Source organism: Subtercola sp. Z020 (genome assembly GCF_002931235.1).
In the GTDB taxonomy this organism is placed as follows: Bacteria; Actinomycetota; Actinomycetes; order Actinomycetales; family Microbacteriaceae; genus Subtercola.
Map to the genome: position 1 here is coordinate 1 of NZ_PSTT01000025.1, position 21247 is coordinate 21247.

General features: G+C 69.4%; 18 protein-coding genes and 1 pseudogene. 9 read left to right on the forward strand and 10 right to left on the reverse strand.

The annotated features are described in order from the left end of the window. Positions 1-3: 3 nt before the first annotated feature. From C5B96_RS03055 to C5B96_RS03065, 3 genes are all read right to left on the reverse strand, one after another. Positions 4-804, reverse strand: coding sequence for a DUF305 domain-containing protein (locus tag C5B96_RS03055; protein WP_233188963.1), 801 nt, complete (start codon positions 802-804; stop codon positions 4-6). Then, on the reverse strand, positions 801-1466 hold the full coding sequence (locus tag C5B96_RS03060) for a DUF3105 domain-containing protein (protein ID WP_233188964.1): 666 nt from the start codon (positions 1464-1466) through the stop codon (positions 801-803). The genes C5B96_RS03055 and C5B96_RS03060 overlap by 4 nt, the downstream gene beginning before the upstream one ends. A gap of 118 nt (positions 1467-1584) precedes the next feature. Then, positions 1585-2430 carry a Ku protein gene (locus C5B96_RS03065; protein ID WP_104242854.1) on the reverse strand — a complete coding sequence of 282 codons (846 nt, stop codon included), beginning with the start codon at positions 2428-2430 and terminating at the stop codon, positions 1585-1587. Positions 2431-2499: 69 nt separating this feature from the next. Here C5B96_RS03065 and C5B96_RS03070 point away from each other — a divergent pair, with 69 nt between their 5' ends. Beyond that, positions 2500-5181, forward strand: coding sequence for an ATP-dependent DNA ligase (locus C5B96_RS03070; protein WP_104242856.1), 2682 nt, complete (start codon positions 2500-2502; stop codon positions 5179-5181). Positions 5182-5266: 85 nt separating this feature from the next. After that, positions 5267-5497 carry a hypothetical protein gene (locus tag C5B96_RS03075; protein WP_104242858.1) on the forward strand — a complete coding sequence of 77 codons (231 nt, stop codon included), beginning with the start codon at positions 5267-5269 and terminating at the stop codon, positions 5495-5497. A gap of 114 nt (positions 5498-5611) precedes the next feature. Here the strand turns inward: C5B96_RS03075 and C5B96_RS03080 are convergent, their stop codons facing one another. From C5B96_RS03080 to C5B96_RS03090, 3 genes are all read right to left on the reverse strand, one after another. Further along, positions 5612-7165 carry a family 14 glycosylhydrolase gene (locus C5B96_RS03080; protein WP_104242860.1) on the reverse strand — a complete coding sequence of 518 codons (1554 nt, stop codon included), beginning with the start codon at positions 7163-7165 and terminating at the stop codon, positions 5612-5614. 76 nt (positions 7166-7241) lie between these two features. Continuing rightward, a complete protein-coding gene (gene trxA, locus C5B96_RS03085; RefSeq protein WP_104242863.1) occupies positions 7242-7637 on the reverse strand; it encodes a thioredoxin in 396 nt (131 codons plus the stop codon). Between the two features lie 14 nt (positions 7638-7651). After that, entirely contained in the window at positions 7652-8164 is a 513-nt protein-coding gene (locus tag C5B96_RS03090) for a hypothetical protein (protein ID WP_104242865.1), read from the reverse strand. 59 nt (positions 8165-8223) lie between these two features. Between C5B96_RS03090 and C5B96_RS03095 the strand changes: the two genes are divergently transcribed. Further along, entirely contained in the window at positions 8224-9042 is an 819-nt protein-coding gene (locus tag C5B96_RS03095; RefSeq protein WP_104242867.1) for a carbon-nitrogen hydrolase family protein, read from the forward strand. A 31-nt stretch (positions 9043-9073) separates the two neighbouring features. Here C5B96_RS03095 and C5B96_RS03100 read toward each other — a convergent pair whose 3' ends face one another. After that, positions 9074-10270: an aminotransferase class I/II-fold pyridoxal phosphate-dependent enzyme gene (locus C5B96_RS03100; protein WP_104242869.1), complete on the reverse strand. Its 1197-nt coding sequence runs from the start codon at positions 10268-10270 to the stop codon at positions 9074-9076. A 181-nt stretch (positions 10271-10451) separates the two neighbouring features. Here C5B96_RS03100 and C5B96_RS03110 point away from each other — a divergent pair, with 181 nt between their 5' ends. Both C5B96_RS03110 and C5B96_RS03115 read left to right on the forward strand, forming a co-directional pair. Further along, positions 10452-12215 (forward strand): S1C family serine protease, encoded by a 1764-nt coding sequence (locus C5B96_RS03110; protein WP_233188965.1) that lies wholly within the window; start codon positions 10452-10454, stop codon positions 12213-12215. Between the two features lie 141 nt (positions 12216-12356). Then, positions 12357-13451 (forward strand): glycosyltransferase, encoded by a 1095-nt coding sequence (locus tag C5B96_RS03115; RefSeq protein WP_104242871.1) that lies wholly within the window; start codon positions 12357-12359, stop codon positions 13449-13451. 27 nt (positions 13452-13478) lie between these two features. On the opposite strand, the gene C5B96_RS03120 is transcribed toward C5B96_RS03115, so the two are convergent. Together C5B96_RS03120 and C5B96_RS03125 are read right to left on the reverse strand one after the other, a co-directional pair. After that, positions 13479-13826 (reverse strand): hypothetical protein, encoded by a 348-nt coding sequence (locus C5B96_RS03120; RefSeq protein WP_104242873.1) that lies wholly within the window; start codon positions 13824-13826, stop codon positions 13479-13481. Between the two features lie 75 nt (positions 13827-13901). Then, entirely contained in the window at positions 13902-14828 is a 927-nt protein-coding gene (locus C5B96_RS03125) for a hypothetical protein (protein WP_104242875.1), read from the reverse strand. A gap of 210 nt (positions 14829-15038) precedes the next feature. Between C5B96_RS03125 and C5B96_RS17700 the strand changes: the two genes are divergently transcribed. The 3 genes from C5B96_RS17700 (at position 15039) to C5B96_RS03150 (ending at position 18704) form a co-directional block, all read left to right on the forward strand. Further along, a complete protein-coding gene (locus C5B96_RS17700) occupies positions 15039-16706 on the forward strand; it encodes an ABC transporter ATP-binding protein (protein ID WP_233188966.1) in 1668 nt (555 codons plus the stop codon). After that, the gene (locus tag C5B96_RS03145; protein ID WP_104242881.1) at positions 16682-18259 is read left to right on the forward strand and encodes an ABC transporter permease; all 1578 of its coding nucleotides are present in this window, start codon (positions 16682-16684) and stop codon (positions 18257-18259) included. Before C5B96_RS17700 ends, C5B96_RS03145 begins: the two co-directional genes overlap by 25 nt. A gap of 115 nt (positions 18260-18374) precedes the next feature. After that, complete coding sequence (locus C5B96_RS03150) at positions 18375-18704, forward strand: DUF3039 domain-containing protein (protein ID WP_104242883.1); 330 nt, start codon at positions 18375-18377, stop codon at positions 18702-18704. A gap of 72 nt (positions 18705-18776) precedes the next feature. Here the strand turns inward: C5B96_RS03150 and C5B96_RS03155 are convergent, their stop codons facing one another. After that, positions 18777-20096: a nicotinate phosphoribosyltransferase gene (locus C5B96_RS03155; RefSeq protein WP_233188967.1), complete on the reverse strand. Its 1320-nt coding sequence runs from the start codon at positions 20094-20096 to the stop codon at positions 18777-18779. Positions 20097-20195: 99 nt separating this feature from the next. Here C5B96_RS03155 and murI point away from each other — a divergent pair. Beyond that, positions 20196-21008: pseudogene (gene murI / locus C5B96_RS03160) on the forward strand (glutamate racemase); the annotation flags it as partial. Positions 21009-21247 lie beyond the last annotated feature (239 nt).

Genomic DNA, 21247 nt, shown 5'->3' on the forward strand with positions numbered 1-21247 from the left:
GGGCTAGGGGCGGGCGGCGAGGAGGGCGGTCATGTAGGTGATCTCGCTCGACTGGGCCTTGATGATGGAGGTGGCGAGGGCGAGCACGGTGGGGTCGGCGGAGCGCTCGACGAGGGCCTGGGCCATCTCGACGCCGCCGCGGTGGTGCGCGATCATCAGGGTGAGGAAGAGCTTCTCTGCGTCGACGCCGGTCAGCGTGCCGAGGCGCGCGAGATCCGCAGCCGACGCCATGCCGGGCATGAGCGACCCGGGCGCGAAGGCGTCGCCGGCGCCGGGCGTCGACTCCGTGGAACCCATGTTCATGCCGTGGTCGCTGGCGCTGTCGTCGAGCGTCGGCAGCGTCATCCACGTCATCTGGGGGGAGGGGGATGCCTGGGGCAGCCCCCAGAGGTTCAGCCAGGCGTACATCTGGCCGGCCTGCTGGCCCTGCGAGGTGGCGATGTCGTAGGCGAGCTGGCGGATCTCGGGGTCGGTGGTCTGCTCGCGCACGGTCATCGCCATGTCGATCGCCTGCTGGTGGTGCACCTGCATGTCGCGTGCGAAGCCGGCCTCGGCGCTCAGGGTGGTCGGATAGGTCACCGTCGGGGTGGTGATGCGGCCGACGAGCAGTCCGACGGCCACGAGCAGCACGGCTCCGATGGCGATCGCCAGGCGCACGCGCAGCACGCGGCCCGACCGCGAACCGAACCCGTCAGCAGAGCCGAGCTCGTGATCAGAACCGAACCCATCGGGAGAGCCGAGCTCGTCAGCAGAACCGAGCCCGTCGACAGGGGCGCCCCCCGACCCGTCGTGATCCCGCGTCACGACACCAGGCCGGGCGCGGTCACGCCGCCGGTGCAGGCCGCCCCGGGTTCGGGCGCGTTCGGCGACTGCCAGTAGGTCGAGAGGAAGTCCGCGAGGCGGGGGTCGTCGACGCCGGTGAGCTGGATCTGGGCGCCCCAGGCCGAGGCGACGACGGGGGAGGGCAGCCCCTCGAAGGGCGAGAGCACGATGTAGGTGCTCGGCAGCGCGGCGCGCAGGGCGGTCAGCTGGTCGCCGCTCACCTGCGAGGCGTCGTAGGTCACCCAGACGGCGCCGTGCTCGAGGTCGTGCACCGCATTCTCGTTCGGAACCGGCTGGTCGTACACACCGCAGTTCAGCCAGGCGGCGGCGTGGTTGCCACCGACCGGCGGCACCTGCGCATAGTTCACCGTGCCCGTGACGTGGTTCTGGGTCAGCCCGGTGAAGGTCTGGACCCCTTCGGCCTTGGTGGCGACCGGCGCGGGCGTCGATCCTGTTCCGGTGACGACGAAGACGACGACCAGCACGAGAATGACGGCCACGGCGCCGATTCCACTGCCGAGCGCAAGGCGCCGGTTGCGCGTGGCTTTCGCCTGCTCGCGCTTCATGGCGGCGACCTTCTCTGCCCGGCGCGCCTCGCGCTCCTGCTTCACGGTCTGGGCGGTGTTCTTGTTGCCGGATGCCACGGAGGGAGCCTCTTCTTTCGCAGGGTGTTCTCTGGGTGCAGGATGCTGACGGCACGCACCGGCGCCGCGCCGCACCAGAGTATCGAACCCCTTTGGGAAGAAACTGTTAAAGCGACAACTAACTCGCCGACTTCTTCGAGGCCTTGGCCGGCGTCTTCGTCTCCTTCGCCCCGCGGCTCTTCTCGACGCTCTGCCGCAGAGCCTCCATCAGGTCGAGCACCTCGCCGCCCGACTCCTCTGCCTCATCGTCGGCCGTCTCACCGAACGTCTCCTCGGTGTCGACGGAGTCGCCCTTGGCGAGCTTCGCATCGATGAGTTCCTTCAGTTGCACCTGGTAGTCGTCGGTGAACTTCGAGGTGTCGAAATCGGTCGAGTACGAGTCGACGAGTTTGGCCGACATGTCGAGTTCTTTGCGACTGACCCGCGGATGATCATCCAGACTCGGGAACTTCGCCTCGCGCACCTCGTCGTCCCACAGCAGGGTCTGCAGCAGCAGCACGTCACCCTGCACGCGGAGCGCCGCCAGCCGGGTCTTCTGCCGCAGGGCGAAGTGCACGATGGCGGTGCGGTCGGTCTCCTCGAGCGTGCGCCGCAGCAGCGCGTAGGCCTTCGACGACTTCGAGTCCGGCTCGAGGTAGTAGCTCTTGTCGAAACGGATCGGGTCGACCTGCTCGCTCGGAACGAACTCCACGACGTCGATCTCCCGGCTCTTCTCGGCCGGCAGCGAGGCCAGGTCGTCGGCGGTGATGATCACCGTGCGCTCGCCGTCGTCGTAGGCCTTGTCGATGTGCGCGTACTCGACGACCGCTCCGTCGATCTCGCAGACCCTCTGGTACCGGATGCGCCCGCCATCGGCGTCGTGCACCTGGTGCAGCGAGATGTCGTGGTCTTCCGTCGCGCTGTAGACCTTGACCGGCACGTTCACCAGCCCGAACGTGATGGCGCCCTTCCAAATGGATCTCATGCCTTCAGTCTGGCGCGGCGGGGGTGTCAAGAGCTAGTGCCTTGACGTGCGTCGCGGGAGGATGGGGCCATGACGGCAGCGAGGCGACGCACAGGCTCACGGGCATCCACCTCCCCGAACGATGTGGTGGTCGACGTCGACGGCCACCGGCTGAAGCTGACCCACCTCGAGAAGGTTCTCTACCCCGAGACCGGCACGACGAAGGCGGATGTGCTGCAGTACTACTCCGAGATAGCCGAGTACCTTCTGCCCTATGCGCGGGACCGTGCCGCGACGCGCAAGCGCTGGGTGCACGGCGTCGGTACGCCCGACGAGCCCGGGCAGATGTTCTTTCAGAAGAACCTCGATGAATCGACACCCTCCTGGGTCAAACGGCGAACGATCGAGCACTCCGACCACGACAACACCTATCCGCTCGTCAACGACATGGCGACTCTCACCTGGCTGGCTCAGATCGCCGCGCTCGAGTTGCATGTTCCGCAGTGGAAGTTCGGGCCGCACGGCGCTCGCCGGAACCCTGACCGCATGGTGCTCGACCTCGACCCGGGCGAGGGCACGGGGCTGGCGGAGTGCGTCGAGGTGGCGAAGCTGGTTCGCACGATCCTGCAGGGCATGGGGCTCGAACCTGTTCCGGTGACGAGCGGGAGCAAGGGAATCCATCTCTACGCCGCGCTCGACGGCAGCCAGAGCTCCGACCAGGTGTCGGCCGTGGCGCACGAGTTGGCCCGCATTCTGGAGGCAGATCATCCCGAGCTGGTGGTCAGCGACATGAAGAAGTCGCTCCGCACCGGCAAGGTGCTCCTCGACTGGAGCCAGAACAATGGGTCGAAGACCACAGTTGCGCCGTATTCGCTGCGCGGAAGGTCGCATCCGACGGTTGCTGCGCCCCGAACCTGGCGGGAGCTCTCGTCGCCGACGCTCGCGCAACTCGACTACACCGAGGTGCTGGCGCGGGTGAAGCGCCGCGGCGACCCGCTCGCCGCACTGCTCACCGGTGAGGCGGAGGGGTCTCTCGACATCGTCGAACCCGAACCCGAACCCGAACCCGAACCCGAACCCGAACCCGAACCCGAACCCGAGCGCGACCGGCTGCACACCTATCGCACGATGCGTGACGGTGCGAAGACGCCCGAGCCGGTTCCGGATGCCCGGCCCGAGCCGGGCGAGGGCAACACGTTCGTCATCCAGAAGCACGATGCCACGCGGCTGCACTACGACTTCCGGCTCGAGCACGACGGGGTGCTGGTGTCGTGGGCGATTCCGAAGGGGCCGCCGACAGACATGAAGGTCAACCATCTCGCGGTGCAGACCGAAGACCACCCGCTCGAGTACGGCTCGTTCGAGGGCACGATCCCGAAGGGCGAGTACGGGGGCGGCGTCGTCGAGATCTGGGACGAGGGCACCTACGACCTCGAGAAGTGGCGCGACGGCAAGGAGGTGATCGCGACGTTGCACGGCACCAAGGAGGGCGGGCTGGGCGGTGACCGCAAGTTCGCCCTGATCCACACCGGATCGGGCGGCGGAGCGAAGGCAGGGGGAGCGCACGCCGAGAAGAACTGGCTCATCCACCGCATGGAACTGGAGTACACGCGCGCCCAGGAGGACAAGCACCGAGGCCTGCCGCCGCAGCCCGACGATGAGGCGCCGGCGATCAACGCGGCGCGCGCGGGTGCGGGCACGGGCGCGCGTGCGAGTGCTGGGGAGGGCGCGAATGCGCGCGCGGATGCGGATGCGGATGCCGAGCGCTCGCCGCTCCCCGACACGCCGATCACCCCCATGCTCGCGACCCTCGGCTCCGAGCGCGACCTCCGCGAACCCGGCGAGTGGGCGTTCGAGATGAAGTGGGACGGCATCCGCGCTGTGGCGTACGTCGACGCGAACGACGCACACGGTTCCGCACAGTCGGCCATCCGGCTGCTGACCCGAAACGGCAACGACGTCACGGGGCAATACCCCGACCTGCTCGACGCCATCCGGGAGGCTGTCGGGGAACATTCGGCTGTTCTCGACGGCGAGATCGTGGCATTCGACACGAAAGGGCGCCCGAGCTTCAGCCGTCTGCAGCAGCGCATGAACCTGCAGGGCGAGGCCGACGTGACGAGGGCCGCGCGGGCCGTCGCCGTGCACTACGTGGTGTTCGACATCCTGAACCTCGACGGGCACTCGCAGCTCGGAGAGAGTTACGACGACCGGCGCGCGCTGCTCGAAGACACGGTGGTTCCGGATGCCCGCTCCCGCGTGCAGGTGCCCCAGGCGTTCGACGGCGACTTCGCGGCGGCGTTCTCGAGCAGCAGAGAGCTCGGGCTCGAGGGCGTCATGGCGAAGAAGCACGCGAGCACCTACGGAGCGGGCCGGCGCTCGCAGCAGTGGATCAAGATCAAACACCACCTCGCGCAGGAGGTGGTGATCGGCGGCTGGCGACCCGGCAACGGCCGGCGGGCGGGCGGCATCGGGTCGCTGCTGCTCGGCATCCCGGCCGATGAGGGGCTGCGCTACGTGGGCCGGGTGGGCACCGGTTTCAGCGACAGCGACCTCGACCGGCTCGCGACGCGCACGGAGGCCTTGGCACGGAAGACGAGCCCGTTCGCCGACATCCCCCGAGAGATCGCCGCCGATGCGCACTGGATCGAGCCCGAGCTGGTCGGCGAGGTGGAGTTCGCCGAATGGACCGCCTCCCAGCACCTCCGCCAGCCGACGTGGCGTGGCCTCCGCCCCGACAAATGTCCCTCCGAGGTGGTGCGTGAGACCTGACGTGCCGAGCCCCCAGGGCGGGCGCGACGTCAAGCCCGGGGTGTGGCCTGCACGGTGGAGCGCGCGACTGATCTAGGATGGAGTCATGACTGAGATCGGCAAAGGCCCCGCGGAGACCCGCCAGACTTCTGGCGGAGTGACCACCGTCGTCGCCCTGATCGTGTCGCTGGCACTGTTCATCGGCGGCATGTTCCTCTTCGGCGTCGCCTTCGAGTTCCCCGACTTCGGCGCCCTGATCTTCTCGTCGGGCCTCGTCGCGGTCTGCCTCGGTGTGTTCATTCCGCTGCAGGTGCTGCGCCACGTCGACGGCGCGTAGCCGACACCGCACCCACGCTTCATCAGAAGGCCCCCGGGAGACCGGGGGCCTTCTGCGTGCCGGCGCCGCCGACCCGGCGCCGCCGACTGGGCCCCGGGTCGGCGATGGTGGCCGCTACCGGTAGTCGCGGATGAAGTCCGCCATGCCGCTCGAGGCGGCGCCCGGCGTCGCGACGTCGCTCAGCCGCAGCACGGTCAGCCCGAAGAACCGCCGCACCGGGTCGCGGTCGAACGCCTCACGGATGTGCGACCAGCCCGCGTGCGAGGCATCGCCGTCACCGTAGAGACCGCCGTTCAGAGCGTTCTCGCCCTTCAGCTGAACCCCGGCGTTCCACGCGGCATCCGCGATCCAGCCCACCTGGTCGGCTGCGGCCGAGTACGCACCCCTGAACGGCCCGTCGTCGACGAGGTTCGGCTTCTCGAGTTCGGTGTAGTGCAGCACGATGTGGTGGGTGACCGAGTGGATGCCATCGCCGTGCACGTTCACGTCGCCGATCATCGACAGGATCGTGTTGTAGCCGTGACCCGTCGCCGCGCTGTTCATGTCGGACGCGGTCGAGATGAGTCCCGCCGCGACCTCCGGAACCCGGCGGATGCCCGAGGCGGCCATGGTCTGCCAGTGCACGCCCGGGATCTTCTCGCTCAGGTCGACGGTGCTGAACGCCCCGTCGAAGGCCGAGATCGCGGCGTTCAGCACCCGGCGGCCGTGGCCGACGAGGCTCTGTGTGTTCCAGGTGGTGAAGTCCTTGCCATAGGTGATGTTCTTGAACGCGCCCGAGGTGAAGAAGTTCTCGTGGTCGTTCGGCGCCGAGATGGTGTCGAGGGTGAGCCCCGGGATGCCCCAGGCCGCAGCCGCGCCCGCCACAGAGCCGTACTTCGACAGCACCCATTCGGTGAACGAGGCCTTGGCTGCCGGGCTGTAGGTCTGCAGTACCCCGCGGTTCGGGTACGAAGCCGGTGCTCCGGCGACGCCGGCGTCGTGCGCGTTGTAGGAGGGCTCGCGCAGCTCACCCGAGGCACCCGCGCTCAGGGCGATCTCGGAGACCGACCCGCTGAAATCGGTCGACCCCGAACTGAAGTGGCTCTCGAAGGCGTTCATGAAGTCGGTCATCTGCTGGTAGGTGCGACTGGTGGCGATGCCCCAGGGCGAGACGGTCTCGCGGGAGATGTTGCCGTACTCGCTCTGGTAGTAGTTGTCGGCGGGGCGTGTGCCGACAGCGCCGCCGACGGTCACGGGCGCCCAGACGAACGACGGGATCGTGATGGGCGTCTTGCAGTCACCGTCGTCGCCGACATTGCCGCCGCACTGGTGGAACGACATGACGGGCACGATCCCGAGCCCCGCCGCCGTGATGGCCGCGAACGTCTTGTCGTAGTAGGCCCAGTCGTATGTCGTCGGCGACAGGGCTGCTTTGCCCCACCAGACATCGACGGAGATTCCGGTGCCGCCGATGCGCTTGAACTCGGTGAGCTGCCGGGTGAACGCCTGCCACTGCGGGCCGGAACTCGCCCAGTCGGCCATCCAGAGCGGGGCCATGGCGTTGACGGTGGGGGAGTCGCCGGGCGAGGCGACGGCGACGTTCGGCATAGCGACGACCCCGCCGGCCAGGGCTGTGGTGACCGCAGCGACGGCCAGCAGCCGGCGCAGGGGGTGGTGGTTGATCTTCATCGATCCCTCTCAATAGGAAATGGTGAGCCCACATCCCCCCGGGTGTGGACTCACCATTCTAGTGAGGAATCGTCGGCTATGCCTGCGTGCCGGCCGAGCTCTCCGCCTCGCGCTTGGCGAGGGCTTCGTCGTACTCCTTGCGCACCTCGGCCATGTCGAGGCCGCGCACCTGCTCGATGAGGCCTTCGAGGGCGGGCTGGGGGAGGGCCCCGGGCTGGCCGAAGATCGGGATCCCGTCGCGGTACACCACGAGGGTCGGAATGGAGGTGATGCCGTAGCTGGCCGCGAGGGCCTGCTGGTCTTCGGTGTCGACCTTGGCGAACGTGATGTCGCTGTTCTTCTCGCTGGTCGCCTCGTAGACGGGGGCGAACTGTCGACACGGGCCGCACCAGTCGGCCCAGAAGTCGATCAGCACGATACCGTCTGCGACCGTCTGGTCGTGGTTCTCTTGTGTCAGTGTCTGCGTGCTCATACCCAGTAGAACGCTCAGGAGGGCAGGGTATTCCCCGCGGATGCGCCCGTCGGGCGGGTGCCCGGTTTCACGAAGGCGCGCCGCATGTGGTCGGTCGAGAGGTATTCGCCGATGCCGAACAACACCAGGCTGAAGAGAATCTGCTCGGTGATCATCCAGAGCGGATAGAGCCCGGGAATCGCGGCGATGACCAGCGTCACGATGGGGAAGATCTTGCTGAACAGCCGGAGCCGCGAGTACGCCCAGTAGTAGCCGGCCCGGGCGCGCCAGGCGAAGTAGAACAGTGTCGTCGTGATGCCGAGCACCACGAGCCCTCTGAACCACACCGGCCATGGCACCTGCTGGCCGTCGAGGGTGAGCACCAGCGCGATGACCATGGCGGTGATGCCGAGAACGAACTCCACCGCCAGCAGCCAGGTGATGGCGGTGAAGGCGCGCTGCGTGCGGGGGTGCGTGCGCTGGTCTTCGGCGATGCGGATCGAGGCGTTGCGCCCGGCAGCGAGGCGATCCAGCGACTCCACGATCATGGGGGAAGTCTACGGGCGCCCGGGCTGCAGCACCGAAACGGGGCCCGTAGGCTGGGAACATGACTGCAGCCGACGCTCCCGCTCCGCTCGGTGTCGCCGTGGCGCAGTTCGCTCCGGGCGGCGACAAGGCCGCCAATCTCGAGACGATCCGCGGCCTCGTCGAGACCGCCGTCGCCCGCGGGGCGGGGCTGGTGGTGCTGCCCGAGTACTCCATGCACTTCGTGGCACCGCTCGGCAGCCACACTCTCGACGCCGCGGAGTCGGTCGACGGGGAGTTCGTGACGGCGCTCGGCGCGCTCGCGGTGGCCAGCGGCATCCATCTCGTCGCCGGAATCATTGAGAAGGCCGACGGAGCCCGGGTGCACAACACCCTCGTCGCCCTGTCGCCCGAGGGCCGGCTGGTCGCCCGGTACCGCAAGCTGCACCTCTACGACGCCTACGGCGTGCGGGAGAGCGAATGGATGCAGCACGGCACCATCGCGCATCCGCAGACGTTCGACGTGGCCGGGTTCACCGTGGGGTTGCAGACCTGCTACGACATCCGGTTCCCCGAGGTGACGCGCTGGCTGGTGGATGCCGGTGTCGACCTCGTGCTCGTTCCGGCCGAGTGGGTGCCAGGGCCCACCAAGGAGCGGCACTGGAACACCCTGCTCGAAGCCCGCGCCATCGAGAACACGGTGTTCGTCGCGGCCGCCGACCACACAGCGCCCGGCGGCGTCGGGCTGAGCCAGATCGTCGACCCGACCGGAGTCGCGGTCGCGGCGCTGGGTTCCGAGCCGGGCGTGGCCGTCGCCTTCATCGCCCCGACGCGACTTACCGAGATTCGCCGGGTGAACCCAGCGCTCGAGCTGCGCCGGTTCGGGGTCGTAGCGCGCTGACCCTGCCCGAGGGGGCGGGTCGGGAGCGGCCTCAGCGACCGAGGCGCGACAGCTGCTTGGCGGCCAGCTCCAGCACGTCGACGCGCTTGCAGAACGCGAAGCGCACGAGCGAGGAGTACTCCGCCGCGAGCTCGTCGTGGCAGAAGGCGGAGATCGGCACACCGACGACGCCGGCGAGTTCGGGCAGTTGGCGGCAGAGCTCTGTGGCGTCGCGAAATCCCAGCGGGGCGGCGTCGGCGACGACGAAGTAGCTCGCGTGCGACTCGAACACGTCGAAGCCCGCCTTCGCGAGACCGGCGGAGAGCACGTCGCGCTTGTTCCGCAGATCGCTCGCGATACCGGTGAAGTACTCGTCGGGGAGGCCGAGACCGAGGGCGATGGCCGGTTGGAACGGCGCGGCGTTGACATAGGTGAGGAACTGCTTCACGGCCACGATCGCCGTGATGAGCGAGTGGCGTGCCGTGATCCACCCCACCTTCCAGCCCGTCGTGTTGAAGGTCTTGCCACCCGACGAGATCGTGATCGTGCGCTGCCACGCCCCCGGCAGGGTGGCCACAGGGATGTGGGGCTCGTCGAAGGTGAGATGTTCGTAGACCTCGTCGGTCACGATCAGCGCGTCGTGCTCGTGGGCGAGCTCGACGATGAGTTCGAGGGTCTCCCGGGGCAGCACGGTGCCCGTCGGATTGTGCGGGTTGTTGATGACGATCAGTTTGGTGCGGTCGGTCACCGCGGCACGGAGGTCGTCGTGGTCGGGCTGGAAGTCGGGCAGCCGGAGCGGCACCGTGCGGTGCTCACCGCGGCTGAGCGCGATGAGGCCGCCGTAGGCGTCGTAGAACGGTTCGAGCGTGACCACTTCGTCGCCGTCGTCGACGAAGGCGAGAATGACCGATGCCAGAGCCTCCGTTGCGCCGGCGGTCACGAGCACCTGCCTGTCGGGGTCGAGCTTGACACCGTAGAACCGCCGCTGGTGCTCGGCGATCGCTTCACGCAGTACAGGCATGCCGAGCCCGGGCGGGTACTGGTTCAGGCCGTCGCTGATCGCCCGGCGGGCTGCCTCGAGAACATCGGCGGGACCGTCTTCGTCGGGAAAGCCCTGGCCGAGGTTGATGGCCCCCGTCGCGCTCGCGAGAGCGCTCATCTCGGCGAAGATTGTCGGGCGAATGACTCCGTCTGCTTTCAGGAGGCCGGCGCCCACTGCGGTTCTCTGCCACGGTCCACTGATCGACATGCCCCCAACCTACCGGTCGGCACCGAGCGGACCTGTGCGGCCGGTGCTCCCGCCCGGGCCCGCTCGGTGCCATTCGGTGCCGCTGAGGAGGCACAATTGAAACAACAGACTGCTTGCAGCCCACGCATAGAGAATGCACAGGTACCCCGGGAAAGCTGGGGATGCTTGAAAGGAGCACCCATTGACCGACAGCACCGAAAACTCCGCAGACGTTCCGGCGCAGCCCACACCCGCAGAGCCCGCTTCCGAGTCGTCGGCGACTCCCGCTCCCGGCGTGCCCGCGGCTCCCGCGGCTCACACTCCGCCGGTCGAGCCCGTCGCGCCCGTGGCCCCCGTGTATCCGCCGGCCGCCACCCAGCCCGCACCGTCGCAGGCACCGCAGCCGACCGAGGCACCGCAGTCGACCCAGGCACCGCAGCCGACGCAGCCGTCGCCTGCCACCCCCAGCTACAACCAGCCCGGCTACCAGGCTCCCGCTCCGGCTGGTCAGCCGCAGCCGCACCAGCAGGCGCCTCACCAGCAGCCGCAGGCGCCGCAGCAGCCGCAGGCGCAGCCGCAGCCGCAGGCGCCGCACGCCGGGTACGCCCAGCAGGGCTACACCCAGCCGACCACCCCGCTCCCCAACTACGGCAATGGCGCGTTCGGCCAGGCCCCGGCCCAGGGTTCCGACCCTGCTCTCGCCGGGGCCTCCACCTCGGGGGCCGGCGCACCGCCGAAGCGCCGGGGCGGCGCGGCGCTGGTCGCGGCACTCGCCATCGGTGCACTGATCGGCGGGGCATCCGGTGCGGGAATCAGCGTCTGGTCGATGTCGGGCAACGCCTCGAACTCGTCGAGCCAGGCGTCGAGCCCGCAGACGATCACCGTGAACAACCCGAACTCGGCCAACCTGATCACCGCGGTCGCCGCGAAGGCGTCGCCCTCGGTCGTCACCCTTGCGGTGAGCGACGGCACGACGACCTCGGGCACCGGGTCAGGCGTCATCCTGAGCGCCGACGGCTACGTGCTGACCAACACCCACGTCGTGACGCTCGACGGCGCGACCGCGAAACCGACCATCTCGGTGACCGCGGCCGACGGCAAGATCTACCCGGGCACCGTGGTCGGCACCGACCCCGTGGCCGACCTCGCGGTCGTCAAGCTGAAGGATGCGTCGGGCCTCACCGCCATCGAGTTCGGTGACTCCTCGAAGCTGAACGTCGGAGACACGGCGATCGCGATCGGCGCACCGCTCGGCCTGAGCGGAACGGTCACCAACGGCATCGTCAGCTCGCTGAACCGCAGCATCACGGTGGCCTCGTCGGCCGCTCCCGACACCAGCGGCGAGGAGGCCACCCCCGACCCCAACAACTCGGGCAGCCCCTACGACTTCTGGAACTTCGACATCCCCGGCCAGGGCGGCGACTCGCAGACGCAGACCCCGCCGACCGCATCGAGTTCCATCTCGCTCGCCGTCATCCAGACCGATGCGGCCATCAACCCCGGCAACTCGGGCGGCGCGCTCCTCGACTCCGAGGGCAAGCTGATCGGCATCAACGTCGCGATCGCGAGTGCGTCGAGCAGCAGCTCGTCGAGCGGGCAGTCCGGCAGCATCGGGGTGGGCTTCTCGATCCCGGCGAACTTCGCGAAGCGCATCTCCGACGAGATCATCGCGAACGGCAAGGCGACCCACGGTCTGCTCGGCGCGTCGATCGGCGCCGCAGACGGCAGCACCCAGACGGTGGTCGGCGCGAACGTCGTCGCGGTCACCGACGGTGGCGCCGCAGCGGCGGCCGGCCTGAAGAAGGGCGACATCATCACCGCGTTCAACGGCATCGCGATCACCGACGCGACAGACCTCACCGCCCAGGTGCGGGTGCTGCCGGCCGGTGCCAGCTCGTCGCTGACCTACCTGCGAGACGGCAAATCGACCACGGTCGACGTGAAGCTGGGCGAACTCGCCAGCTGACCGTCGCGCCCGGTGCGGCGCCGCCAGCGCGCCACCCCGGGCATCCAGAACACGACTGATAGGCTCAACGCTTGCGTGACTGCAAGCGGGGGGCCTATCGGCGTGTTCGGGCGGCACCCATCTGAGAGACCGAGCGGACCCATGAACGACTCCCTTCCTTCCCCCTCTGCGGCCCCGTCTTCGTCGGTGCTGCCGCCGGTGACGGCTGTCATCGTCGCGCGGAACGACCGTACGACGATCGAAGCGGCCCTCGAGAGCATCGCGGCGCAGAGCTACCCGTTGGGGCTCGACGTCATCGTCTCCGTCGGCCCGAACATCGACGGCACAACGCAGTTCATCGAGTACGCGGCCAGCCTGAACCCCCGCCTCACCGTGATCGAGACGGCATCGTCGTCACTCGTGGTCGGGCTGAACGAGGCGATCGCCGCGGCGAAGAGTTCGCTGATCATCCGGGTCGACCCGCGCAGCGAGCTGCCCGTCGACTACACGCGCCGTGCCGTCGAGGCGATGGTGCGAACGGATGCCGCGGCCCTCGTCGGGCGCACGAGCCCCCTCGGCGTGAATCCGTTCGAGTCTGCGGTGGCCCAGGCCTTCGCGCACCGGTTCGGTCTCGCCCGCGACCCCCTGAAGAATGCGAACGGGGCCGGGCCGACCGACATCCCCGAGACCCAGGTCATCCGCCGGCGCATGTTCATCGAGGTGGGGCTGTTCAACGAGGAGATCCGGCACGGGCAGACGTGGGAGATCAACGCGCGGTTGCGGGAGGCCGGGCGTTCGGTGGTCTTCGTGCCCGAACTCGGGGTGACCTACCGGCCGCCGTCGCGCGTGGTCGACCTGACACGCTCGCTGTTCGCCGAGGGGCTCTGGCGGGGGGAGTTCGCGCGGGCCTTTCCCGACGAGAAGCGGCTGCGCTTCCCGCTGCCGCCGGGCGTGGTGATCGCGACCATTCTCGGGTTCGTGCTCGGCGCGGGCGGGCTCTTCGGCCTGGTCGCGGGAGCGCTCGGCGTGGCGGCGGTACTGTCGGCCGTTCTGTTCGCGCTGCTGCTGGTGCCGGTCGTGTACATCGTGGGCCTCGTGGTTCTGGGTGTCGCGGCGGCGTCGCGCACCGATCTCAGAACGGGAGCGTGGTTCGCCGTCGTTCTGCCGCTCATGCACTTCAGCTGGGGTCTCGGCTACCTCGCCGGCTTCTTCAACCTCGAAGGTGCAGCCGACACGGAGATCGTGACGCTGGACTAGCGATCGACATGCTGCCCGGCCGGGCGCTCAGAAGCTCACCCGCCACAGGTATTCGTCGCCGGAGGGCCTGAACCAGCGCACCACCAGAACGCTGCGCCGGGCGAGGTCTTCGCCCCTGATGATGACGTCGAGCGTGCCGCCGACGTCGAGTCGCCGGGGCGAACCGGTCTGCATCACCCCCGACCCGATCAGGCTGAACGTCAGGCCGTCGAGCGGCTCGTGGCCGACATTGATGATGCGGTAGACGGGTGCCGCCCCTCTGTCGACGCGCAGCGGCACCGCGTAGGCGGGCTCGGCGTCGGGGTTCGACGTCGGTGCCGGCGGTGGCATCGGGCGGAGGGACGAAGGCGGGGCGGAGGTTCGACGGGCGAGCATGCCGACAGGGTACGGCGGGGGTACGACATTCGGCGATGCCCTCGCGCGGCCCCCGCCACGCTGTGGAGAGCCCGGTCAGGCCGGGGGTTGTGAAGGGTAGGAGGCCTCCATGGCGGCGTTCTTCGCGGCCGTGCGTTCCGCCCGGGAAGGCTTCGGCGGCTTGGAAGGCTTTGCAGCCTTCGGCGGCGTGAGGGCCTTGGGCGACTCCGCCTCCTGTGCCGCCTTGCCCTTCGGCGGCTTGGCGGTCTTCGGTGCCTTGGGTGCCTTCGGCTCCTTCGGTGTCGCCAGCACGATCCTCGGCTCCAGACCGGGAGGGAAGACGGCGGGAGCGGGCCCGAAGGCCGTTCGCGCGCTCTTCACCACGCGTCGGCCGAGCACGTGGTTGCCCGCCCCGCCGACCACGGCGCCGACGCCGAAGGGGAGCAGCCGCCCGACGGCGGTCGATCCGGTCCAGGCCAGAAAGTGCTTCAGGAAGGTCTTCTTGACCTGGTCGGCCACAGGACCGACGGCGGCCGAGGGCAGGCTCTTGGTGACCATCGTTCCCCAGAACTCGCCGCGGGGCGCACCGGCGCCGCCGGCCTGCCGGGCGAGCTGCTGTACCAGATCGGCGCCCCCGCTGCCCATCAGCATGCCCATCACGAGCGCCCGGGCGCGGTCGGGGTTCTCGATCGCGACACCGTGGATCTCGGTGATCGACTGCGAGAACATCGCGGTCGCTTCGAGAAAGCCGAGGGTCTCGACCCCGGTGAGGGCGAGGGATGCTGCGGTGCCGACGGCGGGGATGGCGGCAGACGCGCCGACCGCGGCCCCACCGGTGGTGACCGCACCGAGGTAGTGCCGTTCGAGGGCGGTGATGAGCTGCTCGGGGCTGTAGGAGGGATGGCGCTTTCGCAGTCCGCGGATGTGCGCGAGCACGACCGGCCGCTGGATCGCCAGAACCCTGTCGATGCCCTGCAGAACCTTGGGATTCACGTTCGGGGGGAGTGCCTCATCGGATGCCATGGCTGTGCCCCTCTCCGGGTCGTGCTGACGACTGAGCCGCAATTCTATGGCGCACAGATGGGAGCCATGGGGGCACAGCGGCAGCCCGACCCACTGTGATATACATGCTGTCGTCGGGTGGATGCGCCAGCGGCCGGGGGGCCTGCCGCGGGGTGGTCGTTCCGTCACGGCTCGTCACGCGTCACCTGAGGGGATTGATAGGTTTAAGCAGTGAGTTCAGAAGCAGACTCCTCGGGCACCGGGGGCACGCAAGCGTCGTCCGGCGAGCCGGAACGTACGCCCGAGCGCACCCCTGCACGCCGGGCGCCGGCGAAACCCAAGACCGCAGCGGTGCGGGCTGCGGCGGCTGCGCGGGCGGCGTCGGCCCGTTCCGACAGCGCGGCTCGTTCCGACAGCTCAGCCCGTTCCGACAGCTCGGCCCGTTCCGACAGCGCTGTGTCGTCCGCGAAGACGGCCCGACAGGCCAGGGCGGGCGCTCCTGCGAGGTCGGCGGCCGCGGCGAAGCCGGCCGGTGCTGCGAAGCCGTCGGGTGCCGCGAAGCCGTCGGGTGCTGCGAAGGCCACATCGGCTCCGGGCACCGACTCGGCCTCGACCACCAGGCCTGCCGCCAAGAAGCCGGCCGCCCCCCGTAGGCCCACCGCCGCCCGCTCCACGGGAGCGCGCCCCGTCACGCCCCGCACCCCGTCGGCCCGCGCCACTCCGACCGCGAAGAGCGCCACTTCCACGCCTTCGCCGTCGGCGCCAACCGCCCCCGAGACGGACGCCGCCGTCGAGACGGACGCCGCCGTCACCGAGACGGAAGCCGCCGTCGAGACGGAAGCCGCCGTCGGGACGCTCACCTCCGCCCCGAACGCACCCGTCACCGGTCAGGTCGACGAATTCGCGACGTTCTCAGCGGCGGAGACCCACGCACAGGCCGAGCCCAAGGCTGAATCGCCGCTGGCGGCCGAGCTCGAGGCCGAGCCCCTGCCGGTGACCGAGCCCGAGACGGAGTCGCTTCTCGAGGCCGAGCCGGAGCGGGAAGCCGAGCCCACGGCAGCATCCGTCGAACCTCGCTCCGAGGAGAGCGCCGAGCGCGCCGAGAACGCCGACATGGGCGAGCCCGAGCATCCGGAATCCACTGCCGCCCTCTCGCTCGTCGGGCTCGTCAAGCGTTTCGGCTCCACCGTCGCCGTCGACGGCGTCGACCTCGACGTGCAGAAGGGCGGCTTCTACGGAATCGTCGGCCCCAACGGCGCCGGCAAGACCACCACGCTCTCGATGATCACCGGCCTGCTGCGGCCCGACGAGGGCGTCGTGCGCGTGAACGGCCTGAACGTGTGGGACGACCCCGTCGCCGCCAAACGCGCCATCGGCGTGCTCCCCGACAAGCTCCGCCTCTTCGACCGCCTGACGGGCCGGCAGCTGTTGCACTACTCGGGCTCGCTCCGCGGTCTCGATGGCCGTGCCGTGCGTGAACGCGCCGACGAACTCGCCGAGGCCTTCGGCCTGCACGACGCGCTCGGGCGCCTCGTCTCCGACTACTCGGCCGGCATGACGAAGAAGGTGGCCCTGGCCGCCTCGATGATCCACTCGCCGCGCCTGCTGGTGCTCGACGAGCCGTTCGAGGCCGTCGACCCCGTCTCGGCCGACACCGTCACCGAGATTCTGCAGCGCTACGTCGCCCACGGCGGCACCGTCGTGCTGTCGAGCCACAGCATGGACATGATCGAGCGCGTCTGCGACGGCGTCGCGATCATCGTGCACGGGCGGGTGCTCTCCAGCGGCACCGTCGCCGAGGTTCGCGGCGACTCGACCCTCGAAGACCGATTCATCGAACTCGCCGGTGGGCACAAAGCAGTCAAAGGCATGGAATGGTTGCTCAGCTCGTTGGACTGAGGCTTTCGCTCCTCAGGAACATCTTCACCGGCACTCCCACACGGCGCTTCGCCGTCGGTGTCGGCCTGCTCGCGGGCCTTGTGGCGGTCATCGCGGTGTTCGTGCGGATCAGCCGGCTGGCGACCCTCGACCCGGTGCTGGCACGCAACGAGATCGTCATCGGCGGTTCGGCCATCGTGCTGGCCTTCGTGCTCGTACCTCTGCTGCTGCAGCGCGACGACCCGATGGACCCGCGACGCTTCGCCCTCTTCGGCATCACTCCCGCGCGTCTCGCCCTCGGCACGGCCGCGAGTGCTCTCGTCGCGCTACCTGTGGTCGCCGCCGTGATCTTCGGCATCGCGACCATCGTCGCCTGGTCGGGAAGCGCGCTCGGTGTTCTGCTCGCGATTCTCGGCGCCGCTCTCGGCATCGCGACCTGCATGCTCTGCGGGCGCATCTTCTCCGCGCTCTCTGCGCTGCTGCTCGTCACGAGGCGATCACGCGAGGTCGCCGGTGTGGTGGGGGTCTTCCTCGTCGTTCTGGTGGCGCCGGCTGTCGCTCTCGCCTTGACCCTCAACTGGGGAGCCGCGGCATCCAGTCTCGCTCTCAGCCTCGCCCTGATGCTGAGCTTCACCCCGCTCGGTGCGGCCTGGGCCATTCCCGCCGCTGCAGCGAACGGCGACACCGGGGGAGCGTTCCTCTGCTTTCTGATCGCCGTCGTGACGGTGGCTGTGCTGTGGTTCCTCTGGCGGGCCCTCGTCACCGTGATGCTCGTCGCCCCGCGCCGCGAGACCGATGAGGTGGCCCAGCCGGCCGCCCTCGGCTGGTTCGGCAGCCTGCCCTCGACGCCCGCAGGCTCGATCGCCGCGCGCAGCCTCACCTACTGGTCACGCGACCCGCGCTACTTCGTGCCGCTGGTGATCGTGCCGATCGTGCCGATCCTGCTGGCCATCCCGCTGGTCGTCGTCGGTTTTCCGCTGCAACAGTATGCTCTCGTTCCGCTGCCGATCATGTGCCTGTTCCTCGGGTTCGCGATCCACAACGACGTCGCCCTCGACAACACGGCCATCTGGCTGCACATCGTGTCGGGCAAGCGCGGTTTCGCCGACCGCCTCGGCCGAACGGCGCCCGTGCTGCTCATCGGGCTTCCGCTGATCGGGATCGGGTCGGTCGTCACCATCTTCCTCGCCGGCGACCCGACGGTGCTCCCGTCGTTGCTCGGGGTCAGCACCTGCCTTCTCCTGGCACCGGTGGGCCTGGCGGGTCTGATCTCCGCCCGTTTTCCGTACGCTGCCACGCGCCCCGGTGAGAGCCCGTTCACCCAGCCGCAGACCACGGGCTCGACCTCGGTCTTCGTGCAGGTCGGAACGGTCGTCGGCACCCTGGTGCTCGCGGCTCCCGCCCTCGTGTGGGCCGTGCAGGCCATCGTGTTCGGGCAGAGCGAGCTGCACTGGAGTGCGCTCTGGTGGGGCGTGACCACGGGCGTCGTCGTGTTCCTGCTCGGCTCGTTCGCGGGTGGCGCCGTGTTCAACCGCCGGGGTCCTGAGATTCTCGCGAGTTCGGTGCGCGGCTAGCCCTCCGGCGGCCGACCGCGACCTTCCACCCTGCCCTTCCGCCGTGCCTCAGCGGGTCGTCTGCCGTGCGGTAGGACCGGCTGCACCCCGCGTGGTCGGCGTTAGACTTCTGCACATGACAGCTTCATCTCCTGCTCCCGGTGCCGTCTTCGTTCCGCCCCGCGCGTCGATCGCCGAGCCCGGAGGCATCCCCGACGGCGGCGGAACCGCGACCCTCGACAGAGACCTCGAAGAGCTCCGCAACACCGAGCAGATCGATCCCGGCGACCACGAGCGCTTCTCGCACTACGTGCAGAAGGAGAAGATCCTCGAATCGGCGTTCAGCGGAACTCCGGTGAAGGCGCTGTGCGGCAAGACCTGGGTTCCCGGCCGCGACCCCGACAAGTTCCCGGTGTGCCCGACCTGCAAAGACATCTACGACAAGCTGATCGCAGACGGCGAGTAGGCCTGACACCCGGTACGGATGCCGGGACTGCAGTCATCTGAATTCAGAGGCCGCGCGCGCGGTGAGCCCGGCTCAGGCGCCCGGTTCGTAGACGGTCGGGATGCCCGGCTCCCCGCCGCGTGACAGCCGCAACGCCTGCGGCGGCAGCTCGGCCCGCGCGGCGGCATGGTGCTCCCGGGCGCGAGCGACTCCCGCCGCTCCGAGGTGATCCTCGACAGCGACCCCGTCGACGATGAGGTCGACGAGCAGCGGGCGCTCGGTGGAGCCGGCGGGGGAGACGTCGGGGAGATCCGCGTGGTCTGCGGCGGCCGTCAGCTGCGGCGGAACTGCTCCGCCGACGTAGAGCACCTCGGCGACCGCGGTGCCGGAGGCGTCGATGCGCCGTACCGCGTTCTTCCGCCCGCCCACGGTGGCCTTCGCCGCCGAACGCTTGGCTACCGACATCCACTCGCCGTCGTCGCCGCGGTGGGCGACCAGCTTGTAGACCATGCCCGCCGCCACAGAGCCCGAACCGGTCACGACCGAGGTGCCGACCCCGTAGGAGTCGACGGGGGTGGCCGCGAGGGCGGCGATCGTGTATTCGTCGAGGTCGTTCGTGACCGTGATCTTCGTCGCGTGGTTGCCGAGGTCGTCGAGCCGTTTGCGCACCGACGCCACGAGCGACGGGAGGTCGCCCGAATCGAGTCGCACAGCTCCGAGACCCGGGCCGGCGACCTTCACCGCGAGATCGGTCGCGGCATCCACATCGTAGGTGTCGATCAGCAGCGTGGTACCCGGGCCCATGGCATCGATCTGCGACCGGAAGGCGTCTTCTTCGCTGTCGTGCAGAAGGGTGAATGCGTGGGCCGCGGTGCCCATCGTCGGTACGCCCCACGAGCGGCCTGCTTCGAGGTTGGATGTCGCGGCGAAACCGGCGATGAACGCCGCCCGGGCCGCGGCGACAGCCGAGTGCTCTCCGGTGCGACGCGAACCCATCTCGGCGAGGGGGCGGCCGGCAGAAGCGGAGACCATGCGGGCCGCGGCACCGGCGACGGAGGAGTCGTAGTTCAGAACGCTCAACACGAGGGTCTCGAGGATGACCCCCTCGGCGAAGGAGGCCTCCACCGTGAGGATCGGCGAATTCGGGAAGAACAGCTCGCCCTCGCGATAGCCGCGCACCGTGCCGCTGAAGCGGTAGTCGGCGAGCCAGTCGAGCGTCGCCGGCCGCACGATCTCGTTCTCGCGGAGCCAGCTGAGCTCGGCCTCGCCGAAGCGGAAGTCGCGGATCAGCTCGAGCAGCCGGCCGGTGCCGGCGACCACGCCGTACCGCCTGCCGTGCGGCAGAGAGCGCGCGAAGACCTCGAAGAGACACTCCCGCCCGGCCGTCTCATCGCTCAGCGCGGCATCGAGCATCGTCAACTCGTACCGGTCGGTGAGGAGCGCGGTGGACGGGGATTGCGCGGGAGAGAAGCTCACAGAATCGAGCCTAGCCTGCGGGTAGGCTCGTCAGTTGTGAGCGACGCACCGATCGGCATCTTCGACTCCGGGGTCGGCGGCCTGACCGTCGCCCGGGCGATCCGCGACCAGCTGCCGAACGAATCGCTGCTCTATGTCGGCGACACGGCGCATTCGCCCTACGGCCCGAAACCGCTGGCAGATGTACGCCGCTACGCCCTCGCGGTTCTCGACGACCTGGTCGACGAGGGCGTCAAGATGCTGGTGATCGCCTGCAACACGGCGTCGGCAGCGATGCTGCGGGATGCCCGGGAGCGCTACTCGGTGCCCGTCGTCGAGGTCATCCAGCCTGCGGTGCGTGCCGCGGTCACGGCGACCCGCAACCACCGTGTCGGGGTGATCGGAACGACGGCGACGATCACCTCCCGCGCCTACAACGATGCGTTCGCCGCCGCGCCGCACCTCGACCTGTTCACGGTGGCCTGCCCGCGTTTCGTCGACTTCGTCGAGGCGGGCGACACCTCGAGCCCGGAGCTGCTGGCGGTGGCCGCCGAGTACCTGTCGCCCCTGGCCGAGGCCGAGGTCGACACACTCGTGCTGGGCTGCACGCACTATCCGTTCCTGAAGGGCGCGATCAGCGTGCTGATGGGGGAGCGGGTGCGGCTCGTCTCGAGCGACGTCGAGACCGCGAACGACGTCTTTCGCGAACTGGTGGGCCGGGGCATCCAGCGCACGACGAGCGAGCCGCCGACCTACCGCTATGAGGCGACCGGCGAGAGCGCCGATGCCTTCCTGCGGCTCGCGCACCGTTTTCTCGGGCCGCAGGTGTCGGCCGTCGACCTGGTCGAGACGGGTGCGATCTCGCTGCCGTCGGCCGAGCGGGATGCCGCGGGGCCCGCCGAGCGCGCCGAAACCGCCGAGCGTACCGAAGCCGACCCCGCTGCCACCGACCCCGCTGCCACCGACCCCGCTGCCACCGACCCCGCTCCCACTGAACCCGCTGCCAGCGCAGCCCGCACCGCCGAGGTGCGCGCCGCCCTGCGGGCCCAGACCACCGAACGACCCGGCATTCTGCCGCACCCCCGCCGTCCCACCACCGTCTTCGAGGA